Annotated in this window: 24 protein-coding genes and 1 pseudogene; 11 read left to right on the top strand and 14 right to left on the bottom strand. The window is 57.8% G+C overall.

Features of this window, described 5'->3' with window-relative positions:
- Window positions 1–314 precede the first annotated feature (314 nt).
- Entirely contained in the window at window positions 315–1,052 is a 738-nt protein-coding gene (locus TY51_RS14070) for a hypothetical protein (RefSeq protein WP_197054772.1), read from the bottom strand.
- A gap of 131 nt (window positions 1,053–1,183) precedes the next feature.
- Window positions 1,184–1,681, bottom strand: a complete 498-nt coding sequence (locus tag TY51_RS14075; RefSeq protein WP_081995055.1) for an MgtC/SapB family protein — start codon at window positions 1,679–1,681, stop codon at window positions 1,184–1,186.
- Window positions 1,682–2,023: 342 nt separating this feature from the next.
- Here TY51_RS14075 and TY51_RS14080 point away from each other — a divergent pair, with 342 nt between their 5' ends.
- Window positions 2,024–2,461 (top strand): YsnF/AvaK domain-containing protein, encoded by a 438-nt coding sequence (locus TY51_RS14080; protein ID WP_042250505.1) that lies wholly within the window; start codon window positions 2,024–2,026, stop codon window positions 2,459–2,461.
- Window positions 2,451–3,317: a YsnF/AvaK domain-containing protein gene (locus TY51_RS14085; protein ID WP_042250508.1), complete on the top strand. Its 867-nt coding sequence runs from the start codon at window positions 2,451–2,453 to the stop codon at window positions 3,315–3,317. Before TY51_RS14080 ends, TY51_RS14085 begins: the two co-directional genes overlap by 11 nt.
- Before the next feature lie 264 nt (window positions 3,318–3,581).
- Here TY51_RS14085 and TY51_RS14090 read toward each other — a convergent pair whose 3' ends face one another.
- A complete protein-coding gene (locus TY51_RS14090) occupies window positions 3,582–3,842 on the bottom strand; it encodes a DUF6522 family protein (protein ID WP_042250538.1) in 261 nt (86 codons plus the stop codon).
- A gap of 32 nt (window positions 3,843–3,874) precedes the next feature.
- Window positions 3,875–5,065 carry an NO-inducible flavohemoprotein gene (gene hmpA, locus TY51_RS14095; protein ID WP_042250510.1) on the bottom strand — a complete coding sequence of 397 codons (1,191 nt, stop codon included), beginning with the start codon at window positions 5,063–5,065 and terminating at the stop codon, window positions 3,875–3,877.
- A 78-nt stretch (window positions 5,066–5,143) separates the two neighbouring features.
- On the opposite strand from hmpA, the gene TY51_RS14100 reads away from it, so the two are divergent.
- Complete coding sequence (locus TY51_RS14100) at window positions 5,144–5,572, top strand: Rrf2 family transcriptional regulator (protein ID WP_042250541.1); 429 nt, start codon at window positions 5,144–5,146, stop codon at window positions 5,570–5,572.
- A gap of 352 nt (window positions 5,573–5,924) precedes the next feature.
- On the opposite strand, the pseudogene gdhA reads toward TY51_RS14100, so the two are convergent.
- A pseudogene (gene gdhA, locus TY51_RS14105) lies at window positions 5,925–7,273 on the bottom strand (NADP-specific glutamate dehydrogenase).
- A 339-nt stretch (window positions 7,274–7,612) separates the two neighbouring features.
- Between gdhA and TY51_RS20395 the strand changes: the two are divergent.
- The 3 genes from TY51_RS20395 (at window position 7,613) to TY51_RS22050 (ending at window position 9,484) form a co-directional block, all read left to right on the top strand.
- On the top strand, window positions 7,613–8,047 hold the full coding sequence (locus TY51_RS20395; RefSeq protein ID WP_052650232.1) for a hypothetical protein: 435 nt from the start codon (window positions 7,613–7,615) through the stop codon (window positions 8,045–8,047).
- A gap of 40 nt (window positions 8,048–8,087) precedes the next feature.
- Window positions 8,088–8,522, top strand: a complete 435-nt coding sequence (gene rnk, locus TY51_RS21180; RefSeq protein WP_231559067.1) for a nucleoside diphosphate kinase regulator — start codon at window positions 8,088–8,090, stop codon at window positions 8,520–8,522.
- Window positions 8,523–9,016: 494 nt separating this feature from the next.
- Window positions 9,017–9,484 carry a hypothetical protein gene (locus TY51_RS22050; RefSeq protein ID WP_156118037.1) on the top strand — a complete coding sequence of 156 codons (468 nt, stop codon included), beginning with the start codon at window positions 9,017–9,019 and terminating at the stop codon, window positions 9,482–9,484.
- Window positions 9,485–9,809: 325 nt separating this feature from the next.
- On the opposite strand, the gene TY51_RS14120 is transcribed toward TY51_RS22050, so the two are convergent.
- Window positions 9,810–10,496 (bottom strand): FadR/GntR family transcriptional regulator, encoded by a 687-nt coding sequence (locus tag TY51_RS14120; protein ID WP_042250514.1) that lies wholly within the window; start codon window positions 10,494–10,496, stop codon window positions 9,810–9,812.
- A gap of 73 nt (window positions 10,497–10,569) precedes the next feature.
- On the opposite strand from TY51_RS14120, the gene TY51_RS14125 reads away from it, so the two are divergent.
- The 3 genes from TY51_RS14125 (at window position 10,570) to TY51_RS24585 (ending at window position 13,440) form a co-directional block, all read left to right on the top strand.
- Entirely contained in the window at window positions 10,570–11,328 is a 759-nt protein-coding gene (locus tag TY51_RS14125) for a sulfite exporter TauE/SafE family protein (RefSeq protein ID WP_307537148.1), read from the top strand.
- 573 nt (window positions 11,329–11,901) lie between these two features.
- Entirely contained in the window at window positions 11,902–12,993 is a 1,092-nt protein-coding gene (locus TY51_RS21185) for an FUSC family protein (protein ID WP_081995057.1), read from the top strand.
- A gap of 54 nt (window positions 12,994–13,047) precedes the next feature.
- On the top strand, window positions 13,048–13,440 hold the full coding sequence (locus TY51_RS24585; protein ID WP_081995060.1) for an integrase core domain-containing protein: 393 nt from the start codon (window positions 13,048–13,050) through the stop codon (window positions 13,438–13,440).
- On the opposite strand, the gene TY51_RS22055 is transcribed toward TY51_RS24585, so the two are convergent.
- Complete coding sequence (locus tag TY51_RS22055) at window positions 13,421–13,708, bottom strand: hypothetical protein (RefSeq protein ID WP_042250517.1); 288 nt, start codon at window positions 13,706–13,708, stop codon at window positions 13,421–13,423. The two genes, TY51_RS24585 and TY51_RS22055, sit on opposite strands and share 20 nt — an antisense overlap.
- Window positions 13,709–14,051: 343 nt before the next feature.
- Here TY51_RS22055 and TY51_RS22060 point away from each other — a divergent pair, with 343 nt between their 5' ends.
- Entirely contained in the window at window positions 14,052–14,243 is a 192-nt protein-coding gene (locus TY51_RS22060; RefSeq protein WP_156118038.1) for a hypothetical protein, read from the top strand.
- 291 nt (window positions 14,244–14,534) lie between these two features.
- Here TY51_RS22060 and uraH read toward each other — a convergent pair whose 3' ends face one another.
- The 4 genes from uraH to TY51_RS14145 all read right to left on the bottom strand — a co-directional run bounded on the left by uraH (window position 14,535) and on the right by TY51_RS14145 (window position 17,532).
- Entirely contained in the window at window positions 14,535–14,924 is a 390-nt protein-coding gene (uraH, locus tag TY51_RS14135) for a hydroxyisourate hydrolase (RefSeq protein WP_042250519.1), read from the bottom strand.
- A 152-nt stretch (window positions 14,925–15,076) separates the two neighbouring features.
- Window positions 15,077–16,222, bottom strand: a complete 1,146-nt coding sequence (locus tag TY51_RS14140; protein WP_042250522.1) for an HPP family protein — start codon at window positions 16,220–16,222, stop codon at window positions 15,077–15,079.
- 171 nt (window positions 16,223–16,393) lie between these two features.
- On the bottom strand, window positions 16,394–16,576 hold the full coding sequence (locus TY51_RS23545; protein WP_231559068.1) for a hypothetical protein: 183 nt from the start codon (window positions 16,574–16,576) through the stop codon (window positions 16,394–16,396).
- Window positions 16,576–17,532, bottom strand: coding sequence for an MFS transporter (locus TY51_RS14145; protein ID WP_231559069.1), 957 nt, complete (start codon window positions 17,530–17,532; stop codon window positions 16,576–16,578). The genes TY51_RS23545 and TY51_RS14145 overlap by 1 nt, the downstream gene beginning before the upstream one ends.
- 182 nt (window positions 17,533–17,714) lie before the next feature.
- Here TY51_RS14145 and TY51_RS14150 point away from each other — a divergent pair, with 182 nt between their 5' ends.
- A complete protein-coding gene (locus TY51_RS14150) occupies window positions 17,715–18,590 on the top strand; it encodes a LysR substrate-binding domain-containing protein (protein ID WP_042250524.1) in 876 nt (291 codons plus the stop codon).
- Between the two features lie 245 nt (window positions 18,591–18,835).
- Here TY51_RS14150 and TY51_RS21195 read toward each other — a convergent pair whose 3' ends face one another.
- Genes TY51_RS21195 through TY51_RS14160 form a run of 3 tightly spaced genes read right to left on the bottom strand, consistent with a single transcriptional unit; the run spans window position 18,836 to window position 21,667 of the window.
- A complete protein-coding gene (locus TY51_RS21195; RefSeq protein ID WP_081995062.1) occupies window positions 18,836–19,642 on the bottom strand; it encodes a shikimate dehydrogenase in 807 nt (268 codons plus the stop codon).
- Complete coding sequence (locus tag TY51_RS14155) at window positions 19,639–21,153, bottom strand: tripartite tricarboxylate transporter permease (protein WP_042250525.1); 1,515 nt, start codon at window positions 21,151–21,153, stop codon at window positions 19,639–19,641. The genes TY51_RS21195 and TY51_RS14155 overlap by 4 nt, the downstream gene beginning before the upstream one ends.
- 7 nt (window positions 21,154–21,160) lie before the next feature.
- Window positions 21,161–21,667 (bottom strand): tripartite tricarboxylate transporter TctB family protein, encoded by a 507-nt coding sequence (locus TY51_RS14160; protein ID WP_042250527.1) that lies wholly within the window; start codon window positions 21,665–21,667, stop codon window positions 21,161–21,163.
- Window positions 21,668–21,719: the final 52 nt, after the last annotated feature.

Here is a 21,719-nt window from a genome sequence, read left to right on the forward strand (position 1 = left end):
TCAATCCGCAGTCGGTGTTAATTTCCACCCAGAACTGATGGGGTGGATGCCCCCTCCCGACGGCATCGCGATGTGCCAAAGTGATGTTGGGTTAACGTCACAGGAAGGAGGGAGTATCCATGGAAGAGATTAGCATTGTCGGTCTGGATCGAGGACATTGACGAAAATCACCCGCATTCAGGGCTGAAGATGCGCTCGCCCGGCGAGTTCATTGCAGCTCAAACCCCATCCGCCTGAGTGTCCGGTGAAGCCGGGGCAAGACCACGACCTTATTTGGCACCGTTGAACACGGTGATTTCGTCAAGGCGTCGCCATCACCCGCGCTGATAGATTTTGACGTAACTTCCTTGAATTGCCAGCGATACGGTTGCCGCAGCCGCTATCGCCATCATCTCACCGCCATCCTCTAGGGCCGTGAACACGACATCAGCCATCGGTCCCTCTATCATGATATGGGCGATGTCGAAGACCACTGCGCAGAAGATCAGAATGGCTATCGGGTACACGATGCTCCTCAAGACAGTGCCGTCGCCACTGCGCCGGCCTCTGTAGGCCCACACCCCCATTGAAGCCAGGATTGCTGCCGCCAGGACCCAGGCCAGAAGTTCTCCCAGGTCTTTCTCCCGAAGACCAAAGAGCGCGGGAAGTTCGAACGCATGCGCGAGAATTATTCCCAACCGCTCGTGGTACTGGCAGGAGTCATCAAACCAGGCAAAGGCGAAGAACGAGAACAGGAACAGCGACAACCGGGATCTGGTCTTGTGGAACACATAGAGAAAGGATGTGAAGCAGATGAATAGCATCCCGTGATTGAGGTTCTCCGAGACTGAGTTGTCGCCTCCCAGGTTCACGAAGGAATGGATGACACCGGCAAACCCATCCTTGCCGTGTCCCTGCAAGAACATCATGCTGTACGTGATGATGTGGATCCCGATGAGAACCAAGGCGACCCCCGCCAACAGCAACCCGACTTTCATAGCAGATTTGTCATCGATCACCCTGAACGGGACTGCGGAGCATTCATGCCGTCTGTTTGCTGTCTGATCGGTCAAGGGTGCTACTGTCTTTCTTCTTCATCGGTCGCAGTGTGCGAGTGGTAATTGTATGCATATCTGATTGCAAGAATGCGGGGAGAGGTGGATTTATAGCCTCTGGACGGGAGAGTGTCTGAAACTCTCGTACATCATCGGTCATTTTTATCGCCACGTGACGCAGTCGGTTTTGGTAGCACGATTGGTACCACCGCGAGGATGATCAGGACGATGACTGCTGACAGAACGGCGGTCGCTTCCAGCCCGAGACCCGCCATGACGCCTATGCCCGCCGTGGCCCAGATGTTTGCGGCAGTCGTCAGTCCCTCGATCTGATGCCTTGTCGACCGTACCATTATCGCCCCTGCGCCTATGAAACCGATGCCCTGCACGATGCCTTGCAGGACGCGTGACATGTCCCCGATTTCCATCCCGCTCTGCAAAGGTCCCAGGACAAACAGCGCCGCGCCCACCGCAACCAGCATATGAGTGCGGACACCCGCGCTTCGACCCTTCAGCTCTCGTTCATACCCAAGAACGCCACCCAAGATGGCTGCAAGGACCAAGCGCACCGTGATCCGGGTTAACGTTGATAGATCCGGGACGTCTGAGAATTCACTGCGAATGGTAAGCCATATCTCTTCGCCCATGGCCGTCCCTTCCCAGACTGATACGTTCATGACACTTGCGTAACAACCAAGCTGAGGCATGCCAAGTAAGCGTTATGGGCATGTAAAACCTGCGGAGGAGAGCTCTCAAGCCGTTCATGACTTTGGATCCTGGAGCCTGATCTCCGCTCCAAATGCCAAGTGGGCTTACGCCCTCCGGATTGCCTGACCCGAACGGTCCGTTGGCCCCAATCCACGAGAGGTCGGATGGCTGGGGTCTCCGTGAGACGCGGCGGGGCGATAATGGAGACTAACTTATATTGCCCCCCGGAAACCGGAACGAACCGTGGACGGTGAGGTTGTCGAGCATCACGGAGGGATGTGATGACTTCTGACCAGAACCATAACCAAGACGAACAGACAGTCCCGCTTATGGAAGAGCGGCTGACGGTCACGAAGCAGAAGAGGGTGACAGACAAGGTCAGGGTCTCGACAGTCACCGAGACGGTGGACAGCCTTGTTCCTGTCGATTTTTCCGACGTCGAAATAGATGTGGTTCGGGTCCCAATCGAGCGGGACATCGACGTCGTCCCGGATATCGTGACTGAAGGGGACCTCACGATCATCCCCGTGGTCGAAGAGCGCATCGTCATCACGCGACAGCTTGTTTTGCGGGAAGAAATCCATGTTCGCCGCACCGAACGTCGGGAAACTTCCAACATTCCGGTCACTATCCGGCGCCAGCGCGCCGTGATCGATCATCTCGGCCCTCAGACTGAGGGTCAAATCATCAGCGAAGAGGAAACTCACGATGACCTATGACAATGAAGCCGGTACTTCCCACGGAAGCATGTCCGTCTCCGCCATGTTCGATACGAACGCCGATGCCCAGAATGCCGTATCGCGGCTCGAGACGCTCGGGATATCGCGCACGCAAATCCGAACAGTCGAGGGTGCTGCCCAATCCACGGAGCAGCGGGCCTCGACGACCGACGATAAGGGATTCTGGGATAGCCTTGGCGATTTCTTCTTTCCCGACGAAGACCGCTACACCTATGCCGAGGGGCTGTCGCGCGGTGGGGTTCTCGTTACCGTGACTGGCCTGACGGCCGCTCACTATGACCAGGTTCTCGACATTCTGGATGACGAAGGCACCGTGGACCTGGCCGAGCGCGAAGAAAGCTGGCGATCGGAAGGCTGGGGTGGCTATGAGGTCAGCCCCCATGCGACCGGAGCCAGGACCGTCGGGTCAGCCGTCGGGGCGGACGGAAGCTATGCTGACACTTCCTCTAAGACGGGTGACGAGAGCATTCCGATCGTCGAAGAGCAACTGCGTGTTGGCAAGCGAGACACCAGCCACGGTCGCGTTCGCGTCCGGGCATACACCGTCGAGGAACCGGTTAGCGAAACGGTAACCTTGCGCGAGGATCGCGTTGAGCTGGAGCGCCGCCCGGTTGATCGGGCCGTCACCGATGTCGACACCGCGTTCCAGGACCGGACAGTCGAAGCCGAGGAGTATGTCGAGGAGGCGGTCGTCTCAAAAGAGGCGCGCGTTGTGGAGGAAGTTAGCCTGCGCAAAACCAGCGATACGCGCCAGGAAACGGTGACCGACAGCGTACGTCACACGGAAGTCGAGATCGACGACGAACGGTCCGACACCCCCCGCACGACCCGCTGAGCTCAGAGATATTCGCAAACTAATTCGGGGCGCATCCTTACGGGATGTGCCCCGAAATTTACGATTTTGCTGTTCTCGAAACGAGCCATATGCCTGCAACACTGTTGCGCGTTCTGCGAGGGGTCCGGCTATTCTGCCGAGCGTTACGAGTATTCTTAGGCTTCAGGGCTGATTTCGGCAAAGACCGCGTAAAGTCGCGCGTTTCCGCACGTTTAACGCCTTCTTGATCATCACGCGCCACGCATGGGATATCGAAATCGGGTTTTATTCGGTTAGTGCTGTGTGCGCACCATCCCGCGCCAATCTCAGCCGTGTCGTTGTCAGGACTGTGCCATCCCCGGAGCAAGTCAGTCTGACGCGCCAGTCTGGTGACTGAAACGTCAGACGAAGCTTGCCGGCATCGACTCCGGTCCTGATGCAGCGTGACTGCATCAGAACCTGAAAGCCGATCACGTCCATATCCATCAGCGGGGCGATCAGCGCGGCATCGACGACAGGCTGGTCACCCCCGAACTCGATTTTCATGGTAGATCTCCCCGTGCCAGTCGTGCGACCCATCAGGCCGCGATCTGCTCATCCGCGGGACCGAAGAACTCGTAGTGGATCCGATCGGCAGGAACACCCGCCTCCCTCAGGCCCGCAACGAAGTAGCGGAGAAACGGACGCGGCCCGCACAAGTAGATGTCGGCCTCGGTCAGCGGGACGCTGGTCCGCAACCAATCCATGCTGATCCGCCCGGGATGGGCCGGGACGTCTGCGCCGCTCTCGTAAAAAGTACTGACGACAATATTTCCGTGGCGCGTCGCAGCGTCCTGCACCTGCCGGGATAGTGCGTGGTGTGCAGGACTGCTTGTTCCGTGAACATAATGGACCGGGACGTCCCGATGCCGCCGGGCCAGGACTTCCAGCATGCTGACCATGGGCGTCAGACCAACCCCACCCGACAGAAGGATAACCGGCCGCGGCGGATTGTCTGACAGGTGGAAGTCGCCGGCGGGCGGCGTCGTTTCCAGGATCGTCCCCACCAACGCATGGTCATGCAGGAAGCGGGACGCTTCTCCCTCTGCCTCGCGCTTGACGGTAATGCGATAGCTTTCGTCGCTTGGCGTGCTGGAGATCGAATAGTTGCGCTTGACCCCGAGCAGTCCGGCCGCGTCAAAACGCAGCGTCAGATATTGGCCTGGTCGGTGGGCAACGACTGGACCGCCATCCTCGGGGCGCAGCACGAATGATACGATGCCTTCGGCCTCGACGTGCCGCTCTGCGACCGTGAAGCGGCGCCAGTCGGTCCAGCCGCCGCGCTGTGCCTCGATTTCGGCACGGATAGCGGCTTCGCGCGCGATCAGCAGATCGGCCAGGAACCAATAGGCCTCGCCCCAGGCCGCAAGGATGTCGGGCGTGGCGGCATCGCCGAGAACCTCCTCAATGGCGCCCAAAAGGGCTTGGCCGACGAAGGGATAATGCTCGGGCAGGATCGCGTAGCCGATATGCTTCTGGGCAATCCGTTCGACCGCCGCGCCCAGAACCTCCAAATTTTCGATGTTGCGGGCATAGGCGAGAACAGCATGCGCCAGGGCAAGCCGTTGCGTGCCTTTCTGCTGGTTTGCTTGGTTGAACAGGGCGGCGATACGGTCGTTTTCGAACAACCGCCGGTACATCGTCTCGGTGATCAATGGGCCGTATTGCTCGAGTGCGGGAACGGTGGCTTTCACCACCGTGATGGTCTGCAGGGACAGCGGGCGAGCCATGTGATTCTCCTAAACATGCAATTCATATGCATCTATACGGCTCTATACATGCAAAGCAAATACTTGTATTCATGTCCTATGAAATTGAGCCGCTACACCGACTATGCCCTTCGTGCGTTGATCTATCTCGCAGCGAGCGACGGCAGGCTGGTATCGATCCGCCAGATTGCCGAGGCCCATGACATTTCCCAGAACCACTTGATGAAGATCGTTCAGGACCTCGGAAGCGCAGGATTTATCCGCACCACCCGAGGCAGACAGGGTGGACTGCAGCTGGCGCGCCCGGCCATCGAGATCACCATCGGCCAAGTCGTCCGACACACCGAAGGCGACGACCCCCTGGTGGATTGCAGCACATGCCGTATCTCCCAGGGCTGCGGGTTGCCTGCCGTGATCTCGCAAGCGAGAGAGGCGTTCATGGGTGTTCTGGACACCTGTCGCCTGTCGGATGTTGCTGGGATGCCCGGCGCGTTTCAGCATCTGTTCCCGGTTCAGGACCGTTCATAGGGCCACGCTTTCGTAGCCATTGTTTGCTATCTGTTCGGACTTCGGGCGTGCCAGCAATCGTGCATTTCTTCCCAAATATCCGATTACCCACCGCCCTAATCGCTGCATTGCCGGCTTTAGGCCCGTCAGTCGGCTCAACATCGCCAGCAGACCGCTAAAAATATACTGGGTCTCCGACGCGACTGCTAATTGCTGGACAGTTCGTGATGTTACCGGCAGTCGACATTCAGAAGAACGCCTATCTAATCGCTTTTTCGAGCAACCGACGAAAGCTTGGCTGAAGGCACGGTCACAACATTGACCGCGCCTTCAGCCGTAATCAGCTCTGTGAACAGCGTATCGGATCTTCCGATCAGATCACGCCAAAGGCCCGCATTGCCTCCGCGACCTTGACGAAGCCTGCGATATTGGCACCCAAGACGTAGTTTCCTGGGGCACCGTATTCGTCGGCCGTTTCAGCACAGGTGTCATGGATACCGCGCATGATGGATGCGAGCCGCGCCTCGGTCTGTGCAAATGTCCAACTGTCGCGCGAGGCGTTCTGTTGCATCTCGAGTGCCGATGTGGCGACGCCGCCGGCATTGGCGGCCTTTCCCGGAGCAAACATGATATTGGCGTCCTGGAACATGCGGATGGCCTCGGGTGTGCAGGGCATGTTGGCGCCCTCCCCCACGGCCATGACCCCGTTTTCGATCAACGCTTTTGCATCCTTGCCTGAAAGTTCATTCTGGGTCGCCGACGGCATGGCGATATCACAAGGAACATCCCACACCGAACCGTTGGGCACAAAACACGCGCCGTTGCCCTTGAGTTTCGCGTATTCGGAGATCCGTTGCCGTCGAACTTCCTTGATCTCTTTCAGAAGAGCCCAATCAATCCCAGCATCGTCAACAACGTACCCACTGGAGTCAGAGCATGCGACGACTGTCGCACCGAACTCCATAACCTTCTGAATGCTATAGAGAGCGACGTTTCCGGAGCCTGAGACGACGACCCTCTTGCCCTCAAAGTCCGTCCCTTTGGTGGCAAGCATCGACTGGATGAAGTAGCGTTGCCATAGCCGGTGGCTTCGGTCCGGGCGCGAGATCCCCCATAGGACAACCCTTTGCCCGTCAGGACGCCAGCCTCGTAACGATTGGTCAGGCGTTTGTACTGGCCGAACATATAGCCAATTTCGCGGCCGCCCACGCCGATATCACCGGCTGGAACGTCCGTATACTCGCCGATATGTCGGTGCAGCTCTGTCATCAGGGATTGACAGAACCGCATGATCTCAGCGTCGGAGCGACCTTTGGGATCAAAGTCTGATCCCCCTTTGCCGCCGCCGATCGGCAGACCTGTGAGAGCATTCTTAAAGGTTTGCTCGAACCCGAGAAACTTGATGATCCCGACGTTTACGGAGGGATGAAACCGGATACCGCCCTTGTAAGGTCCAAGGGCAGAGTTGAACTGGACCCTGAACCCGCGGTTTATCCGCACCTGCCCCTGGTCATCCACCCACGGGATACGAAAAATGATCTGACGCTCCGGCTCGCAGATCCGCTCGATGGGTGCATCGTCGAGGTAACGAGGGTGTTTGGCGACAACCCTGCCCAAGCTCTCGAGGACCTCACGAACCGCCTGATGGAACTCCGCCTCACCGACATTACGCGCCATTACCTGATCCAGAACCGACTGCAGCTTTTCATCCATGCTGTTCATGGCGGCGTTTTCCTTCAAAAATGCCGTGCGGATGTGCAACTGCGCAATCTCTCAGCAAATTACTCGGTCCGATGCAACCCTCACAGCCGCAATTGATCATGGCGCGCGTGGCAGATAAGGCACGGACTCGCGAGCAATGGGTGACGCCACTTGACCTCCCCAAGCGTCGCGGCCATCTCATAGGGCATGCTGGTATCTGATCATCATGTTCGGTTTCCTCTTCTGAACCGCCCGTTCCCCCGGGCGGAGTAGGCGCGTCGTCGCCTTCCGCTTGGGTCGTCATCTGTATTGAAAGATTGACACCGCGATCCCTGGATCGCGTGAGAGGGCGAATGAGATATGCTTCACATACCAGTTGCGTTGCAGGGCAATCCGTCGAGGCTGGCCTCGGAGGATCACGTCGGCTGTACGTTGGTTTCTGCCGACATCCCAATCATCATCGCGGCCGTCGAGCGCGCGAGAACGACCCCTTGGCCGGGCGAATATATTTCCAGATACCTGAGCCACAAGCTCGACAAGAGCGCCGTCGTTCCCGATGGAATGGCGGGTGGTATCGTAAGGGTCGGGACCAAGGTGACGTGGATGTCAAGCGGCGGAGGCGCACAGGCAGCCGTGTTGCATCCCCGTGAAGCAAATTCTCAGACTGAAGGTATCATTGACCTTGCTTCCGTGTTGGGAGCGACCCTCATCGGGCTGAAGGTTTTGGACAGAGCTGCGCTTCTGCGCTCAGACGGCAAGTTTGACGTCACCGTCGTTTTGAACATCGAGAACTAAGCGACCTGCCGGTCGCGTTGATCCCATACCAGATCTACAAGTGAGCAAGCATATGACGAACTCTCGAAACCGACCCGGTCGGCAGCCCAAGATCATCCTCGATCAAGCAACCGTCCACAGAATCGAGGCCCTGGGGCAGCGGCTTTACCAGAGCAACCCCACACTTGCCGATAGGCTCTTCGGTGAACTTGGTCGTGCGCGTCTGGTCTCTCGGGACAAGCTGCCGGCGAACGTCGTCTCCCTGGGCAGGCGCGTCACCTATCGAGACGAGGCAACCGGCGAGGAAAAAGTCGTTGTTCTCACGTCTCCTGAAGATGCCGACATTTCGCAACAGCGTATCTCCGTCCTGACACCTATTGGTGTTGCCCTACTGGGTCTGAGTGAAGGCGCACAGTTTGGCTGGAACGATCGGACAGGCGCCACGCGAAGCCTGACGGTTCTTCGGGTTGAAGCCGCAGAAGCAGTGGTGATCTGACTGACGGACCCTCGCGTGCAGAACGTTCGGATGACCCAGTCTCGGCGCGCTCAAGAAGGGTACCGCTGCGTTTAAACGATGAAAACAATTCTTCGGACAATCTGCGGGTTATGATTGCATTCCAGGGTCAAGGGCTTGCAGAGCCTTTGCCCCTGGCGCATCGGCGTATTCAAAAGATTAAAGGGCGACGTGAACTTATCGTTGTGTGATTTTTTTTCTGACACAATAAGCTTAAGGAAGCGGTAATATCTTCGCACCAGGTAAAAGACGCCAAATGGGAATCGGCGTTAATTAAACCTAAAAGACGTTGACTAAATTTGGATGACGATCTATTTCTCAGGCCATGATGGTTCATGCGGCATATTTCCGTTTCATACTGCTAAACCGCCTCTGACCCCGGAAGGTCAAGGCGCCGAAGCGCCTATGCCTCGTCCGGGGACTCCTTAATTTCCAGGAAGGAACAGGAGTGACGATTATGTCACCGGGGGAAGATTGTGACCATCAGAAACAATGACTGCGCCAATCTGCGTGAATCAACACAACAAGCGTTGTTTCAGGTTCGTCGCTCCTGGCAGCTTGTCGAAGGCGATTATCTGAAGATGCGCCAGTACGTGAATGACAGCGATCCGACGCAGGATCGAGCATTATGCTTGTTAACGCATGTCCTGCGTCATCGGGTGTCGACTTCAGGGGTGATACGAGGTCCTGCTCCAAAAACATTAGCGATTGGCGGTGCGACCGTCGTTTTTGCCGTGGACAATCAAAATGCTCAGCAGGGTGTGTTGAGCCATGAGGCCAAGGAAGCTGCTACGGATCTGGTTATTCCTGTGCGCTCTCTCTTGGGCGCAACGCTGATTGGCATGCAGGCCGGACAAAGGGCACCCCTTCTTTGCAAGAGCGGCCGGGTCGCTTCGCTATGGTTGTTGGACGTGTTTCAACCATGCGTACCACGCATCACGTAACCGAAGCCTTCGAGGCGTTCCAGTTTTTCGGTGAACAAAATGTTCCTCCTCGCATCCCGTCGTGTCTGCGCCTCTTGTGGTAAGCTTCTGCCGCGTGCAGCCTCCGTACGATGTCCCTTTTGCCGTTCGCCGGTCACTGCAGGATTCTCAGGGTTTGACACACATACGTCGATCAAAAATGTAGCCCTAACTAATATGAACTGTTGCTGGCATTAACACACGGGACGAATGTTTCTCCCTCATATTTTGATTGGACGCCTTCTCCTCCATGCAGAGAAACTGGCTTTCTTAGGCAAGCAGAATTTCAAAGACTCATTATGTCATCTCAAACAGTTTTGGCCTTCCCGATAAAGGCATCGGCAATTGTTTCAAGATGACGTGTCATCGCGGCGCTGGCTGATTGTGGATCTCGTCTGGTTATAGCGTCGGCAATTAGCTGGTGCTCATCGCTATGGGCGTCCTGGAACTCGGTGGGCGCCATGGTTCGGTAGCTTCGATCCCATGCTCGCTGCCAGGTTGCCTGCCGGCGCGCGCTGGACAGATAGCCCATGAGGCCGATAAGCACCGGATTTCCCGTGATCTGTGCAATCGCATAGTGAAAATGGCTATCGGCCTGTTCGGACTGCGCCCGACTTGAACAGCGCCTCCCGGCTTCAACTTTTCTCTGGAGAAATTGAATGCCAGTAGCATCCACTCTTCTCGCCGCCTCCCCCGCGATGGAGGGCTCGAGAAGCAGTCTTGTGCGGATGAGATGGGTTGGCGTGGCTCCTGCGATAAGCAGCGTTTCTCGTAAAGGAACATCAAGGGGCGCGGGCCCGCGGAACGTGCCCTTCCCGACATGACGCCAGATCAGGCCTGCATGCTCCATTTTGGCAAATGCAATGCGTATGGTCTGACGGCTACACCCCATTTGAGCTGCGATGTCCCGTTCAGCTGGGAGGCGATCACCGATGTCCGGAGCGCACCGCTCGAGCAGCTCCTTCAATGCACTGTCGACAGCCGCTACCCGCATGATGCACCATTCCTTGCAGACCAATTTGCAGACCAATGCTTTTTAGGCCACTTGTGGTTTACAAGCTATGGGGATGCCAAAAATGGTCGAGCTTTTACTCCTGATTGTGGCGGGATTTGCGTCCGGCGTTCTCAATGCCGTTGCGGGTGGTGGCACATTCATTACCTTCCCGGTGCTGGTCTATCTGGGCGTACCCCCGGTCAGTGCCAATGCAACAGCCACCCTGAGCGCATTGCCCGGCTATGCATCGGGCGCGTGGGCTTTCCGCAACGACATTCGTGCAGAGGGCTCCCTTGGAATTATAGGGACATTGGTCATTGCTGCCATCGGAAGCATCATCGGGGGCGTTCTGCTCATCCTGACACCCGGAGATGCTTTCCTGGCAATCGTTCCCTGGTTGTTGGCCCTTGCCACGCTCCTGTTCGCCATAGGACCGCGTCTTTTGATTGCCATCCGCCAACGGGGGATTGGCAATGCCGGCCATGTCGTGTCTGGAGGCGTCATTTTGGCAGTGTCCATCTATGGGGGTTATTTCAATGGCGGGTTGGGGATCATGCTTCTGGCTGCCTTGGGGCTGATAGGCTACGTCAATCTTCACGGAATGAATGGCCTCAAAAGCGCCTTGTCCGCCTTGCTGTCGCTGATCTCTGCAATGACATTTGTATATGCAGACCTGATTGCCTGGGAGCCAGCCGCAGCACTGGCAGTCAGTGCAACGCTTGGTGGCTATATTGGTGCAAGTGCCAGTCGCAAGATAACGCGGATGGATTTGCTGCGCATATTCATCACCCTTATTGGAACGGCGATGACCATCGCCTTTTTCCTTAAGTAGGTCTCTGCGAAAAACTGCTGAACAGTATATGTCCCGGGCGTTATGTCGAAATGAAGGCTCGTCATCGATTTTACGACCGGACTGAAAGTTGCAAACCTCTGGCGATCGTCAGGATCTGTGCCTGTGCCCTAAAAAAAATGAAGACATAAAAAAATTTTGCCAGCACTGAGAAAAGATCCTCTAGATAAGAGGCTGTGCCTATGGCCTTTCGCGCAGAAGTGGCTATGGTGAATTCGCCGTCGAATATAGACGGTGAAATAAAGGAACCGGACCATGGCAAAAGGTATGACCAAGCGACGACGGGACGAGAAAAAGCCCAAGAAAGTCGTCGTAAAAACGATCGCTGCTGCGCCTAGCATGAAAAACGCGGTCGCAGTAAGTGCCCTGAAACCAAAGACAAAGTAATTTCACAGGTTGGCGATCCCTCCGGGCTGATCTGTATATCCGATTATGAAACTGGAGAGGCCGCCAGCCGATTTTTATTCGCAATGCTCTATTCTGACATCGGGGTAAGGGTTTCAGTCCCGCCTGTATTTAGAGTTGGACGCGGAAAGTTATCGGAGCCTAAGCGGTATGAGCGTTTTCAACTTCACAAATTGGCTGTTCCGCAACAAATGGTGGATGGTCTATGCGGTACGGGTCGTCACTGCATCTGCAGCAACCCTGCTTGCCGTTTATATATTAGGCCTAAAGGTGGAGTTATCGGCGGTTATCAGCGCCATCGTCGTGACGCAAAGCAATATTGGTGGCTCGCTCACCAAGGCATTTGAACAATGTGCAGGCTCGTTAATAGGCGCCGCTTATGCGACTTGCGTGATCCTTGTGATCCAGCCCATGGATCTACTTATGAACGGGATTTCGCTGGCAGTTGCTCTAGCGCCAATGGCAGTTCTCGCGGCTTTTTCGATTGGGTTCCAAATAGCACCCGTTACTGCAGTCATCGTGATATTGGGCGCCCCCGGGCCTGGAGCTGGACCATATATTCTTGCCAGTGAACGGCTACTGAGCGTCATTCTGGGATGCGGTATCGGCCTCTTGATCTCCATGCTTGTACTGCCCGTCCGAGCCTCCAGATCAGTCGTTGAAACAGGCAGTCGCCTCGCTGATCTTCTGGCAGATCAACTCAAGGCCATCGCGCCCGGTGATGGAACCGGGGAAGAGGCGCTTATTGCGAGAACCAGCGATGTGAGAAGGACTTTACTGGAACTAGAAAATCTTGTCCAAGATGCGGTCAGCGAACGGCGGGTCTCTTTCGGCCGAGCCCCCAATGGACAGCGTCTTCTTCGCGTATTAAAGCGCGTTCGCCACGATGTAGACATGTTGCGACGAGCCGCACGCGGCGCGGGTGATGATGCGCTCTACGCGGACGCTGGAGGTTCGTGGAGGCACGCGGCACTCAGCGGTGCCGAGACTTTACGTAATGTAAGCCGCATATTGTCCGGCATTGAAGTTCAAGAGAACATCAATACGTTGGTGCCCGCGACCCGGGGATACCGGGCAACATTGGACGAAATGCGAAAGACGGGGGTGACTTTGACACTTTCGACAGATGCTTTGAGCCGATTGTTCGGGTTAGGACACGCACTGAGTCAGCTGCAACGCGATCTGGATGATCTCATTGCAGCCTCGCTGCAGATTACGAGTTCGAGAGCCAGGGCTCTTTAATATCGGGTCCCTGGCTTTCTATTGCTGCGCCACTGAACCACTTGGGGACGCGGCATGTGGGACGTGGGGCAAACTTGGCGCAGGCTGGCAACGCACTCAGCAGCGTCGAATCCCTTGTCCGCACGGCGCAACGAACTGCTAAACGGGACGCTGCTTCCTTCATTGCAGCATGCGCGCGTCGCACTGGCCTTCTGGCGCACGGGCTACGGAACTGAACGCGCACACTCATGCCTCAGCTGGCAGACACCTGCTGAGTACGGCCAAACCTTTACCCCGCAACGGGGCCTAATGCTGCGCAATCTGCAAAGCTTCGGTCCAGCCCACGTTGCGCAACCTACCAAAACCGGCAGCTCTCACCCCGCGGGGTCTCATCTACGATGGATGAAAGTCGGGGGTAACGTCAGCAGACAGCGCTTATTATGTCCCATCAGCGGCAAGAGTAGTTGAACAGGTATCGCCCTTCTCCTCCGGAACGACCGGGGCCAACCGAGCATACACGCTGATTGCTGAGGAGGTAGTCGCGGGCAGCCCCACGATACTCCATCTCCGGATCCTCGATGCCGGCAGCCATCAAGGCGACCTCCAGTTGGCCGCGACGATCGGCGATGTACCAGGCATTCCCTTTGTAGAAATGTTCATCGGCAGTGCCGAAATCGGAAACGGGCGGTGTCGTGCATCCCCCGAGAGCAAGCAAGCCGATCAATGCGTACTTCATGCCGAGGTCAGTCCCTTACGATCACGCGGTCATGCCGCGCCTTTGATATAAAGACGAACCTTCGTTGGCAGCGCGGGTTCCGCGGCAAGCATCGGTCTTCTCGTTCTACCGGCGCGCGTTCTACGGTGAGAGATCATTGATGCCGGCAAACTCGCGGTCAGGGGTGCAGGCGAACAGATCGATACGCCGGGCCTCCAGATCGAGCACGTCTGGCAATGCAGCTTCCCATAGGGTTTAGAAGTCGAAAGATACTCGGTAAATGTCAGGATAATGGTCAGACAAAGCAAACCACCTTGCGGAACATTGGATCCAGCCATCTGTTGAGGTTCAGGAGGATAATGTCATGACGCAAGACCAACCGAAACCGACCCCCACTGATCAGGTTCAAGAGGCCGCGAAGACAGAACGGCATCCCGAAGTGCCTGACCATGCCTTAAATGAAAAAAACCCTGCTGTTCCCGGCGGCAACCGTCCTTACGCGGCAGTCGCGGAAGACCCAACCAAGCCTGGCTTAATCGACAAGAGCAAGACTTGACCGAAGCGACAATGCATTGACGTCAAGGCGCGCCCGCTCGGCGGGCCCTTCAGTAGGAAAACGTGTCGGTACAATTTAAGGGATCGCTGGATTATCGATACTCTTTTAGGTTGTGTTCGACAGCATTCCCTGTTGTCACCCGGCCCCGCTCGGCAACTCCCTCCAGCTGAGCGGGGCATTTTCCCGCAACAGCTGTTCTGAAACCGTCCGCTATCAAGGCCGACATATAAGCGCCTTTCGGAACATCAGCGCGTGATCGGCAGGGGCGTGCCGCCCTTGACGATCGTGTCATTAATTCCCCAGATAGGTCGAGTATCCAAATGGGCTGACGAGAACGGGGACGTGGTGTTCCCGGTCTGCATCCTGCACCTGAAAGATGACGTCGATTTCAGGGAAAAATGGGGTCTGTCCCAGATCGGCATAATTCGACAGGTCGAAAGCCAGCCGATAAGTCGCGACCTCTGTCTCGATATCGAAGCCCTCGACCCGACCGTTTTCACCCGTGGTCGACGTCCCGATCTCGGTCCAGGTGTCTCCCTCTTTCATTTCCAGCGTCACAGGAATACCGGCGCCGCCGGTTCCGGTGGAAATGTTCAGAACATGCGTAGAGATATCCTCCGCTTGTGCGAGACCGTTCAGGCCGAATGCGGGGATCAGGGCTAGCAAGCAAACACGCAGCATTATGTCGTCTCTCTTTAAGTCTGCGGTCTATATCGGCAGGATGGCTGATATATCTTTCGCAGTACGACGCGGGTCTTTGGGCGACCTGCCTCGTACAGACTGCTAACGCCTTTGGGCCCCAAGTGGATTTTCCAGGTATTGACGAGGGTCTGTTAACGATCCGGGGCCGCAAGGCTGGATCTCGACAACGCGGCGATCAGATCGGTTCGGGTCACGATGCCGACGATGCGACCTGCTGAAATGACAGGTACTGCATCGCATTTCCCGTCAGCCATTTGCGGTAAGAGCGCAGCGATTGGCGTGTCGGCAGACGCGGTGGGGCCATCTTGTTCCATGATCTGACTTGCCCGTGACGGAGTGCGGCTCCTCTGTGCACGAGCGCCTCGAATACGTTCCAGCCATTCAGGATGGCGAAACCGCGCGCCGCCGAGCAAATGACGCTGGTAGATCACTCCGAGGAAATGCCCGCCAGCCTCGACCACGGGTAATGCAGTGAACTCATGCCGAAGAAACAAGGCTGCGATATCGTGCAAGGAGGTGTTCGGACCGACCATGATCAAATCACGCGACATGATATCTGAAACTTTGGTGCTGCCGGTTCGCTGTCCTGCAGCCGTGACTTCCGCTGCGGCAATGAGGCGAGCCAGATCTTCGACACCCAGGTTCAGCGACTGTCGATAGCGAGCCAGGATATTCACCAGATCATCTTCAGACAGGCCAAGGCGTTCGCTTGCGACATGATCAGATGTGCCCTGTGGGTTGATCTGTTCGTACTGGCGAAACGGATAATGGCGCCCGGTGGCGCGCCCATAGAGGACACCCACAACAACTAGGATCGCGGTTCCAAGAGCAACCGGGCTCAAGGCGAACCACAGTCCGCTCTCCTGGACCAGATCAGGGCTCATGGCCACGGTCATCGCGACTGCGCCACCGGGCGGATGAAGGGCGCGCAACGCGATCATGATCGCAATGGCAGCACCCACCGCCCCGGGGATCCGCAGGACGGGGTCGGAAAGTGCAGCACAGACGACGATGGCGACAAAGGCAGAAGCCGTGTTTCCGACCACAGCAGACCATGGCTGCGCCAGCGGACTGCTGGGCACTGCAAAGATCAACACGGCGCTGGCCCCGAATGGCGCGATCAGGAAGAGTCCCAGATGGACCTCTGCAGACGCAGCCAGGACGAATGCGCCCGCCACGACCAAGCCGATCAATGCCCCCAACCCGGCGCGCAACGCCTCCTTCGGGTTGCCCACGGGTATCGCGGGACCCAGGGATCGAACTACGCGCCGGATCATGTCGGTCTGCCCTGCTTTCAGTCATGTCGGTGCGCCGTGCTTACGCTTTGAGCAGACCTGCTGGCAAGTTGAACACCTGCTGCTCTGCGCGTGACAGTGGATCCTCGGTTGCGATCAGCCAATAGGCGCTGACCTCGGCCGCCCCGTCACCTCAAACGACCACGATAGGCTTCACTCGATGTCCGGCAAAAGCGCGGTCAGAAATCCAAGAAACAGCAGCAGCGACAGCGCGTTGAACACCTGCTGCATGCCGACCAGATCAGCGATCCCCCCAAGGGCGGCTGCGCCAAGCGCCCCGACCCCGAACGCAAAACCGAAGACGAAGCCGGACACCATGCCGACCTTCTGCGGCATCAGCTCCTGGGCGTAGACCACGATCGCTGAGAATGCGACGACAGGATCAGGCCGACGAGGATACTGAGGACGATCACCCCCCAGAGGTTCGCATAGGGCAGCAGCAGTGCGAACGGAAGTGCCCCGACGATGGACACCCAGATCACCCTCCTCCGGCCTATCCGGTCCCCGATGGGACCACCGAAGAATGTGCCGACGGCCACGGCGCCCAGAAAAACGAACAGGATGGTCTGGGCCTGGCGGATCTCCATCCCGAACCGTTCGATCAGGAAGAAGGTATAGTAGCTTTTGAAGGTCTCGATGTAGACGAACTTGCTCAGCAGCAGGGCGCCAATCACGGCGAATGCCAGGATCAGACGCTGACGTGACAGTTGCGGGCCCTCTGTCCGCGGGGTTCCGGCCGACTTCAGCATCCTCTGGTGATTTGCGAACCAGCCCGCGATCCGGATCAGGATCACGAACCCGATTACGGCAAGCAGGCCGAACCACACCGTGCTGACCTGCCCCAAGGGCAGAACGAACAGTGCCGCGGCAAGGGGCCCGAGGGCGGTCCCGGTGTTGCCGCCGACCTGAAAGCTGGATTGCGCGAAACCGAACCTGCCGCCCGAGGCCATGCGGCAGACGCGCGAGGCCTCAGGGTGAAACAGTGCCGAACCGATGCCAAGCACCGCAGCAGCCGCGAGCAGGAGTGCGAATGAGTTGGCCAGCGCCAACATCACGACGCCCACAGCCACCACCGCCATGGATACTGCCAGCATGTAGGGTTTGGGCCTGAGATCGCCGTACAGACCCATGATCGGCTGCAGAAAGCAGGCCGTGATCTGCTGCGCCAGCGTCAGCAGTCCCAGCTGAAAATAGCTGAGCGCGTACTCCGTCTTCAGCACCGGATAGAGCGCTGGCAGCAGGAACTGGATCAAGTCATTGATCAGATGCGTGCCGCTGACGGCCAGGATCACCGAATAGGAGGTCGGCATCAGAAGTGGACGGTGGGCAGTCATGGCGGTCCCGATCTGCAGGAAAATGGAAGAGGTATCGATCTGCCCAACGGTCGGGGCATCACGCCCCTTATGACCGATGTCGCGGAGCCTTACGCGCGAGATAAAACACCGCTATCCAGGAGAAAATCTGCAGGATCAAAATGTCGATCTCCCCCAGAACGCTGCCGCCACTGAATGCCCTTCGCGCCTTCGAGGTCTCCGGGCGCCATCTGAACTTCCGTGCGGCTTCCGAGGAGTTGGGCGTTACGCAAGGTGCGGTCGCGCAGCAGGTTCGGCTCCTGGAGGATCATCTGGGCCTTCCGCTGTTTCACAGGCTGCCCCGTGGCGTCGCGCTGACGGGACAAGGAAAGGCGTACCTTGCTGACGTGTCGCGCGCCTTCGCCTTGCTGAGCGCTGCTACCGACCGGCTGCAGCATCGTGCCGATGCGGTCACCATCAGCGTTACACCGACCTTCGCGACCCGGATGCTGATCCCGCAGTTGTCGGCCCTGCAGGCGGCGCTTCCATCGGTGGAACTTCGCACCGTGGCGACGACCAGTATCTCGGATTTCGACCGCGATCAGGTCGATCTTGCGATCAGGGAGGCACGTCCCCCGTTCCCGTCCGCATTGGAGGCCCGCTTTCTGTTCCCGCAAGAGCTCGTCCTGGTGGCAAGCCCGCACCTGCCGGGCGTGCCCTCATCCAGGACAGCACCCGATCAGATCGCCGGCTTTCCGCTTCTGCATGACGGCTACGACTACTGGTCCAGATACTTCGGGACACATGTCAAGATACCCGGTGCGGTGTTCAACCAGACATCTTTGGCGCTGGACGCGGCGCTGGCAGGCCAGGGGATCGCGATCGCGTGCCGGGCCTTTGTCCAGGCGGATCTGGATGCGGGGCGCCTTTTGAACCTCGGCAACGCCGGGTTCGATGCCGAGACGGGGTTCCACCTGGTGCGGAAGCGGTCATCCCCGTCCGGAAGTGCCGTCGATGCCGTCTGGTCCTGGTGCATCGACAGGTACGGCAGCGGGTAGAGACCTCTCAACTTGACTTTATAAGACTAGCATCCCGGAAATAGTCCGCCGGTGAAATTAATCCTGACATGTTGGGCGGGCAGAAACAGGTTTGTCAATTTCCATTCGTATCTGAGCCGCATATGGAGTGAACCCGAAGGGTTGGATTGAAGTAAGCATCTATCGACCTCAATCGCCAACTCCTGCAAATAGGCGTCGGCAGAGCACACGTGCTATCATCAAAACATATATAATTTCTGGTGGATTTAACTTCGCTGAGAATGGTTCAGGATATATCCGACAACAGCCGGTAGTTGAGCCTTGACCATGTCTGGACCGGTTTGGACCTTGTGACCACACTTCTCCGCCGCATTGAGCCATGCAGTCATCGGAGGGTCAGGGACAATATCTGCTACAAGGCAAGTCTGCGCAAGTGTCTCCAATGGCCATGGATGTGCTGCGTCCCCGCCCATCCCGACTGGTGTCGCATTGCAGATCAGGGCGCAGTCAAAATTGGCAGGCACTTCAGTCAAGACCGGCACCTTGGGAAAAAGCTCTTTCAGCTCAAAGCACAGCGTTTCGGCCTGCTGTGGTCGTTGATCGCGTATGACAAGGCGTGCCGTCCCCGCTTCCAGCAATGCAAATGCAATTGCCGAACCTGCCCCACCTGCGCCGATCAGTTGGATATCCTGGCCCAAGGGATCAAATCCGTTAGATCGGAGCGCCGCTACGAACCCGGCGCCGTCAGTGATATCTCCTGACAAGCCGCCGTCAGGTTCCCGTCGGATCACGTTACAGGCGCCCACCATCCGTACCGCTCTCGACGCATGATCTACGGCGGCGGCGGCGGCTTGTTTATGGGGATAAGTGATAACTGCACCGCAGCAGTTCGCCCATCCTCGAATTGCCTGTAATGTGACAGACAGGTCAGTAGACGACACCCTCATTGGGACCATGATGATATCCTGACCGTTCGCGGTAGCCCACTCTTGAAACACGGTGGGTGTCTTGACCTGGGCAATGGGATCCCCAAGCATCACGATGAACCGGGTCGCGCCAGTCACGGGGATCATGACTGGCCCCCGCGAACGGCTTGCCACCCCCGGCCCGCGGCGCGACGTACGGGGCCAATCTGCGCCAGGATCATCGTCACTACGATGGCACAAAGGACTGCTGAGATCGGTCGGGTGAAGAAGCTGGAGAAATTGCCGTCTGCCAGCGTTAATGCCCGCCGAAGGTTGCTGTCCAGGATGGTCCCCAAAACAATGCCCAGAACCAGCGGCGCCATGGGATAGTTCATGAGCCGGAGTCCGAAGCCGATCACCCCGAAGGCCACGACCACCCAGATGTCGAAATAGCTGGACTGGATCGCATAGGGTCCGACCAGGCACAGTACGGCCACCACTGGCATCAGCCATGTGTCTTTGACCTTGAGGACCAGGATCATCAGCCGCGTAAGGCTGAGACCGAAGATGAGGATACCGAGCGTCGCGACAAAGAGCATTGCAATGATGTTGTAGATCATCTGAGGATCCGTGGTCATCATCAGCGGGCCGGGCTGTGCACCGTGGATGATCAGCGCGGCCATCAGAACAGCGGCGACGCCAGACCCAGGAATGCCCAAAGTCAGGACCGGGATGAGTGCACCGGGAACGGCCGCGTTGTTACCAGTCTCTGCCGCGGTCAACCCCTCGACCGATCCGCGTCCAAACTCTTCAGGGGTTTTCGACATGCGCTTTGCCAAAGCATAGGATCCCCACGCGCCGATATCCTCCCCAACACCGGGCAGCAGGCCTACGAACGTTCCCAGGATACCAGATCGCAGGATGGTCCAGCGCAGTGCTATGACCTGCACGAGACGCGGCACGATCCGATCCGAGGCGTCACTGATCGAAGCATTCGCCTTGCTGCGCAGTACATACAGAACCTCGGCGAAACCGAACGCACCGACCATGGCCGGCAGCAGCTGGATACCGCCCGTCAGTTCGGGAAACCCAAATGTAAATCGAGGGTAACCATAGGCCGGTTCCTGCCCGATCATGGCGACCAACAAACCCAGGATACCCGCAATCCAACCCTTGATCGGATCGCTCCCAGACAGGCTGCCCGATAGCATCACCCCGGCCAAGGCCAGCCAGAAAAACTCATAAGCACCAAAGGACAAGGCAAACTCGCCCAAGGGCGGCGTGATGATCGCAAGCAGGAAGATACCCACTAACGTGCCAAGAACCGACCCGATCGTGGCCAATCCCATTGCCTCTCCGGCTCTGCCCTGTCGAGCCAGGACATAGCCGTCCAGCGCGGTAGCCGCCGAAGAGGGCGTACCGGGAATGTTCAAGAGGATCGCGCTACGGCTGCCGCCGTAGATGGCCAGGACATAGGTGCAGATCAGGATCAGGATGGCATCGAATGCCTCCATGTGAAGCGTCATCGTCGTCAGCAACGCCAAGCCCATCGTGGCGGTCAGTCCGGGTAGTGCGCCTATGATCAGCCCGCCCAGACAAGCGGCGGCGGCTAGCGCCAACGTTTGGGGGTTCAGGATATTTGCAAAGCCCGTCAGCAGCAGCGGCATGAAATCGAACATGGGACCCTCAGGGCAAACGGACGAAAAAGATCTGTTCGAACAGGAACTGGATCACGATGGCGGTGATTGTCGCCAGCAGCAGGGCGCCACCAGCGGTCTTCAGTCGCTGCTGCATGGATTTGTCGGCCCAGTTGAAGACTGTCACGAACAGGGTAACGAACAGTATTGTGCCAGGGATAAACGGCTGACGGAGTGCCAGTGCGGCAGCATAAGCAACCATCAGAACCAGCGCGACCATCGCTCGACCATTGGAAATGGGACCTTCGGGGGCGTCAGGAGCGTAGGCATCGCCGCCACGACTGGCGCGCAGGGCTAGGGATCCGCCCAGCAGTGCCAGAGCACCGCCCAGCAGCATCGGGACGAAGCCTGGTCCGGTCAGCGTCGTGGCACCCAGGTTGCGCGGTATAGGCATTCCCAAAGAGTGAGCAATGATCGCCCCACCAAGGACAATCCAGAACAGCCCGGTCCAGCGGTCTGCCCTGTTGGTTTCGACAGGGGTTGTGGGGGTGGTCATGGTCGAGCCTTCCGTTCGGCAGTGACCGCCGGGCGCAAGCCGCGCCCGGCGC

This window comes from Paracoccus sp. PAMC 22219 (assembly GCF_000787695.1).
Classification (GTDB): domain Bacteria; phylum Pseudomonadota; class Alphaproteobacteria; order Rhodobacterales; family Rhodobacteraceae; genus Paracoccus.

Coding starts and splice junctions, on each gene's coding strand:
- TY51_RS14150 (WP_042250524.1), top strand. CDS start 17,715: ATGTCGATCTCCCCCAGAACGCTGCCGCCACTGAATGCCCTTCGCGCC.
- TY51_RS14100 (WP_042250541.1), top strand. CDS start 5,144: ATGAAATTGAGCCGCTACACCGACTATGCCCTTCGTGCGTTGATCTAT.
- TY51_RS24585 (WP_081995060.1), top strand. CDS start 13,048: ATGTGGGACGTGGGGCAAACTTGGCGCAGGCTGGCAACGCACTCAGCA.
- TY51_RS14080 (WP_042250505.1), top strand. CDS start 2,024: ATGACTTCTGACCAGAACCATAACCAAGACGAACAGACAGTCCCGCTT.
- TY51_RS20395 (WP_052650232.1), top strand. CDS start 7,613: ATGCTTCACATACCAGTTGCGTTGCAGGGCAATCCGTCGAGGCTGGCC.
- TY51_RS22060 (WP_156118038.1), top strand. CDS start 14,052: ATGACGCAAGACCAACCGAAACCGACCCCCACTGATCAGGTTCAAGAG.
- TY51_RS22055 (WP_042250517.1), bottom strand. CDS start 13,708: ATGAAGTACGCATTGATCGGCTTGCTTGCTCTCGGGGGATGCACGACA.
- uraH (WP_042250519.1), bottom strand. CDS start 14,924: ATGCTGCGTGTTTGCTTGCTAGCCCTGATCCCCGCATTCGGCCTGAAC.
- TY51_RS21195 (WP_081995062.1), bottom strand. CDS start 19,642: ATGATCCCCGTGACTGGCGCGACCCGGTTCATCGTGATGCTTGGGGAT.
- TY51_RS14075 (WP_081995055.1), bottom strand. CDS start 1,681: ATGGGCGAAGAGATATGGCTTACCATTCGCAGTGAATTCTCAGACGTC.
- TY51_RS14160 (WP_042250527.1), bottom strand. CDS start 21,667: ATGACCACCCCCACAACCCCTGTCGAAACCAACAGGGCAGACCGCTGG.
- TY51_RS14090 (WP_042250538.1), bottom strand. CDS start 3,842: ATGAAAATCGAGTTCGGGGGTGACCAGCCTGTCGTCGATGCCGCGCTG.
- TY51_RS14120 (WP_042250514.1), bottom strand. CDS start 10,496: ATGCGGGTAGCGGCTGTCGACAGTGCATTGAAGGAGCTGCTCGAGCGG.
- TY51_RS14085 (WP_042250508.1), top strand. CDS start 2,451: ATGACCTATGACAATGAAGCCGGTACTTCCCACGGAAGCATGTCCGTC.
- TY51_RS14125 (WP_307537148.1), top strand. CDS start 10,570: ATGCCAAAAATGGTCGAGCTTTTACTCCTGATTGTGGCGGGATTTGCG.
- TY51_RS23545 (WP_231559068.1), bottom strand. CDS start 16,576: ATGCCGCAGAAGGTCGGCATGGTGTCCGGCTTCGTCTTCGGTTTTGCG.
- TY51_RS21185 (WP_081995057.1), top strand. CDS start 11,902: ATGAGCGTTTTCAACTTCACAAATTGGCTGTTCCGCAACAAATGGTGG.
- hmpA (WP_042250510.1), bottom strand. CDS start 5,065: ATGGCTCGCCCGCTGTCCCTGCAGACCATCACGGTGGTGAAAGCCACC.
- TY51_RS14155 (WP_042250525.1), bottom strand. CDS start 21,153: ATGTTCGATTTCATGCCGCTGCTGCTGACGGGCTTTGCAAATATCCTG.
- TY51_RS14140 (WP_042250522.1), bottom strand. CDS start 16,222: ATGATCCGGCGCGTAGTTCGATCCCTGGGTCCCGCGATACCCGTGGGC.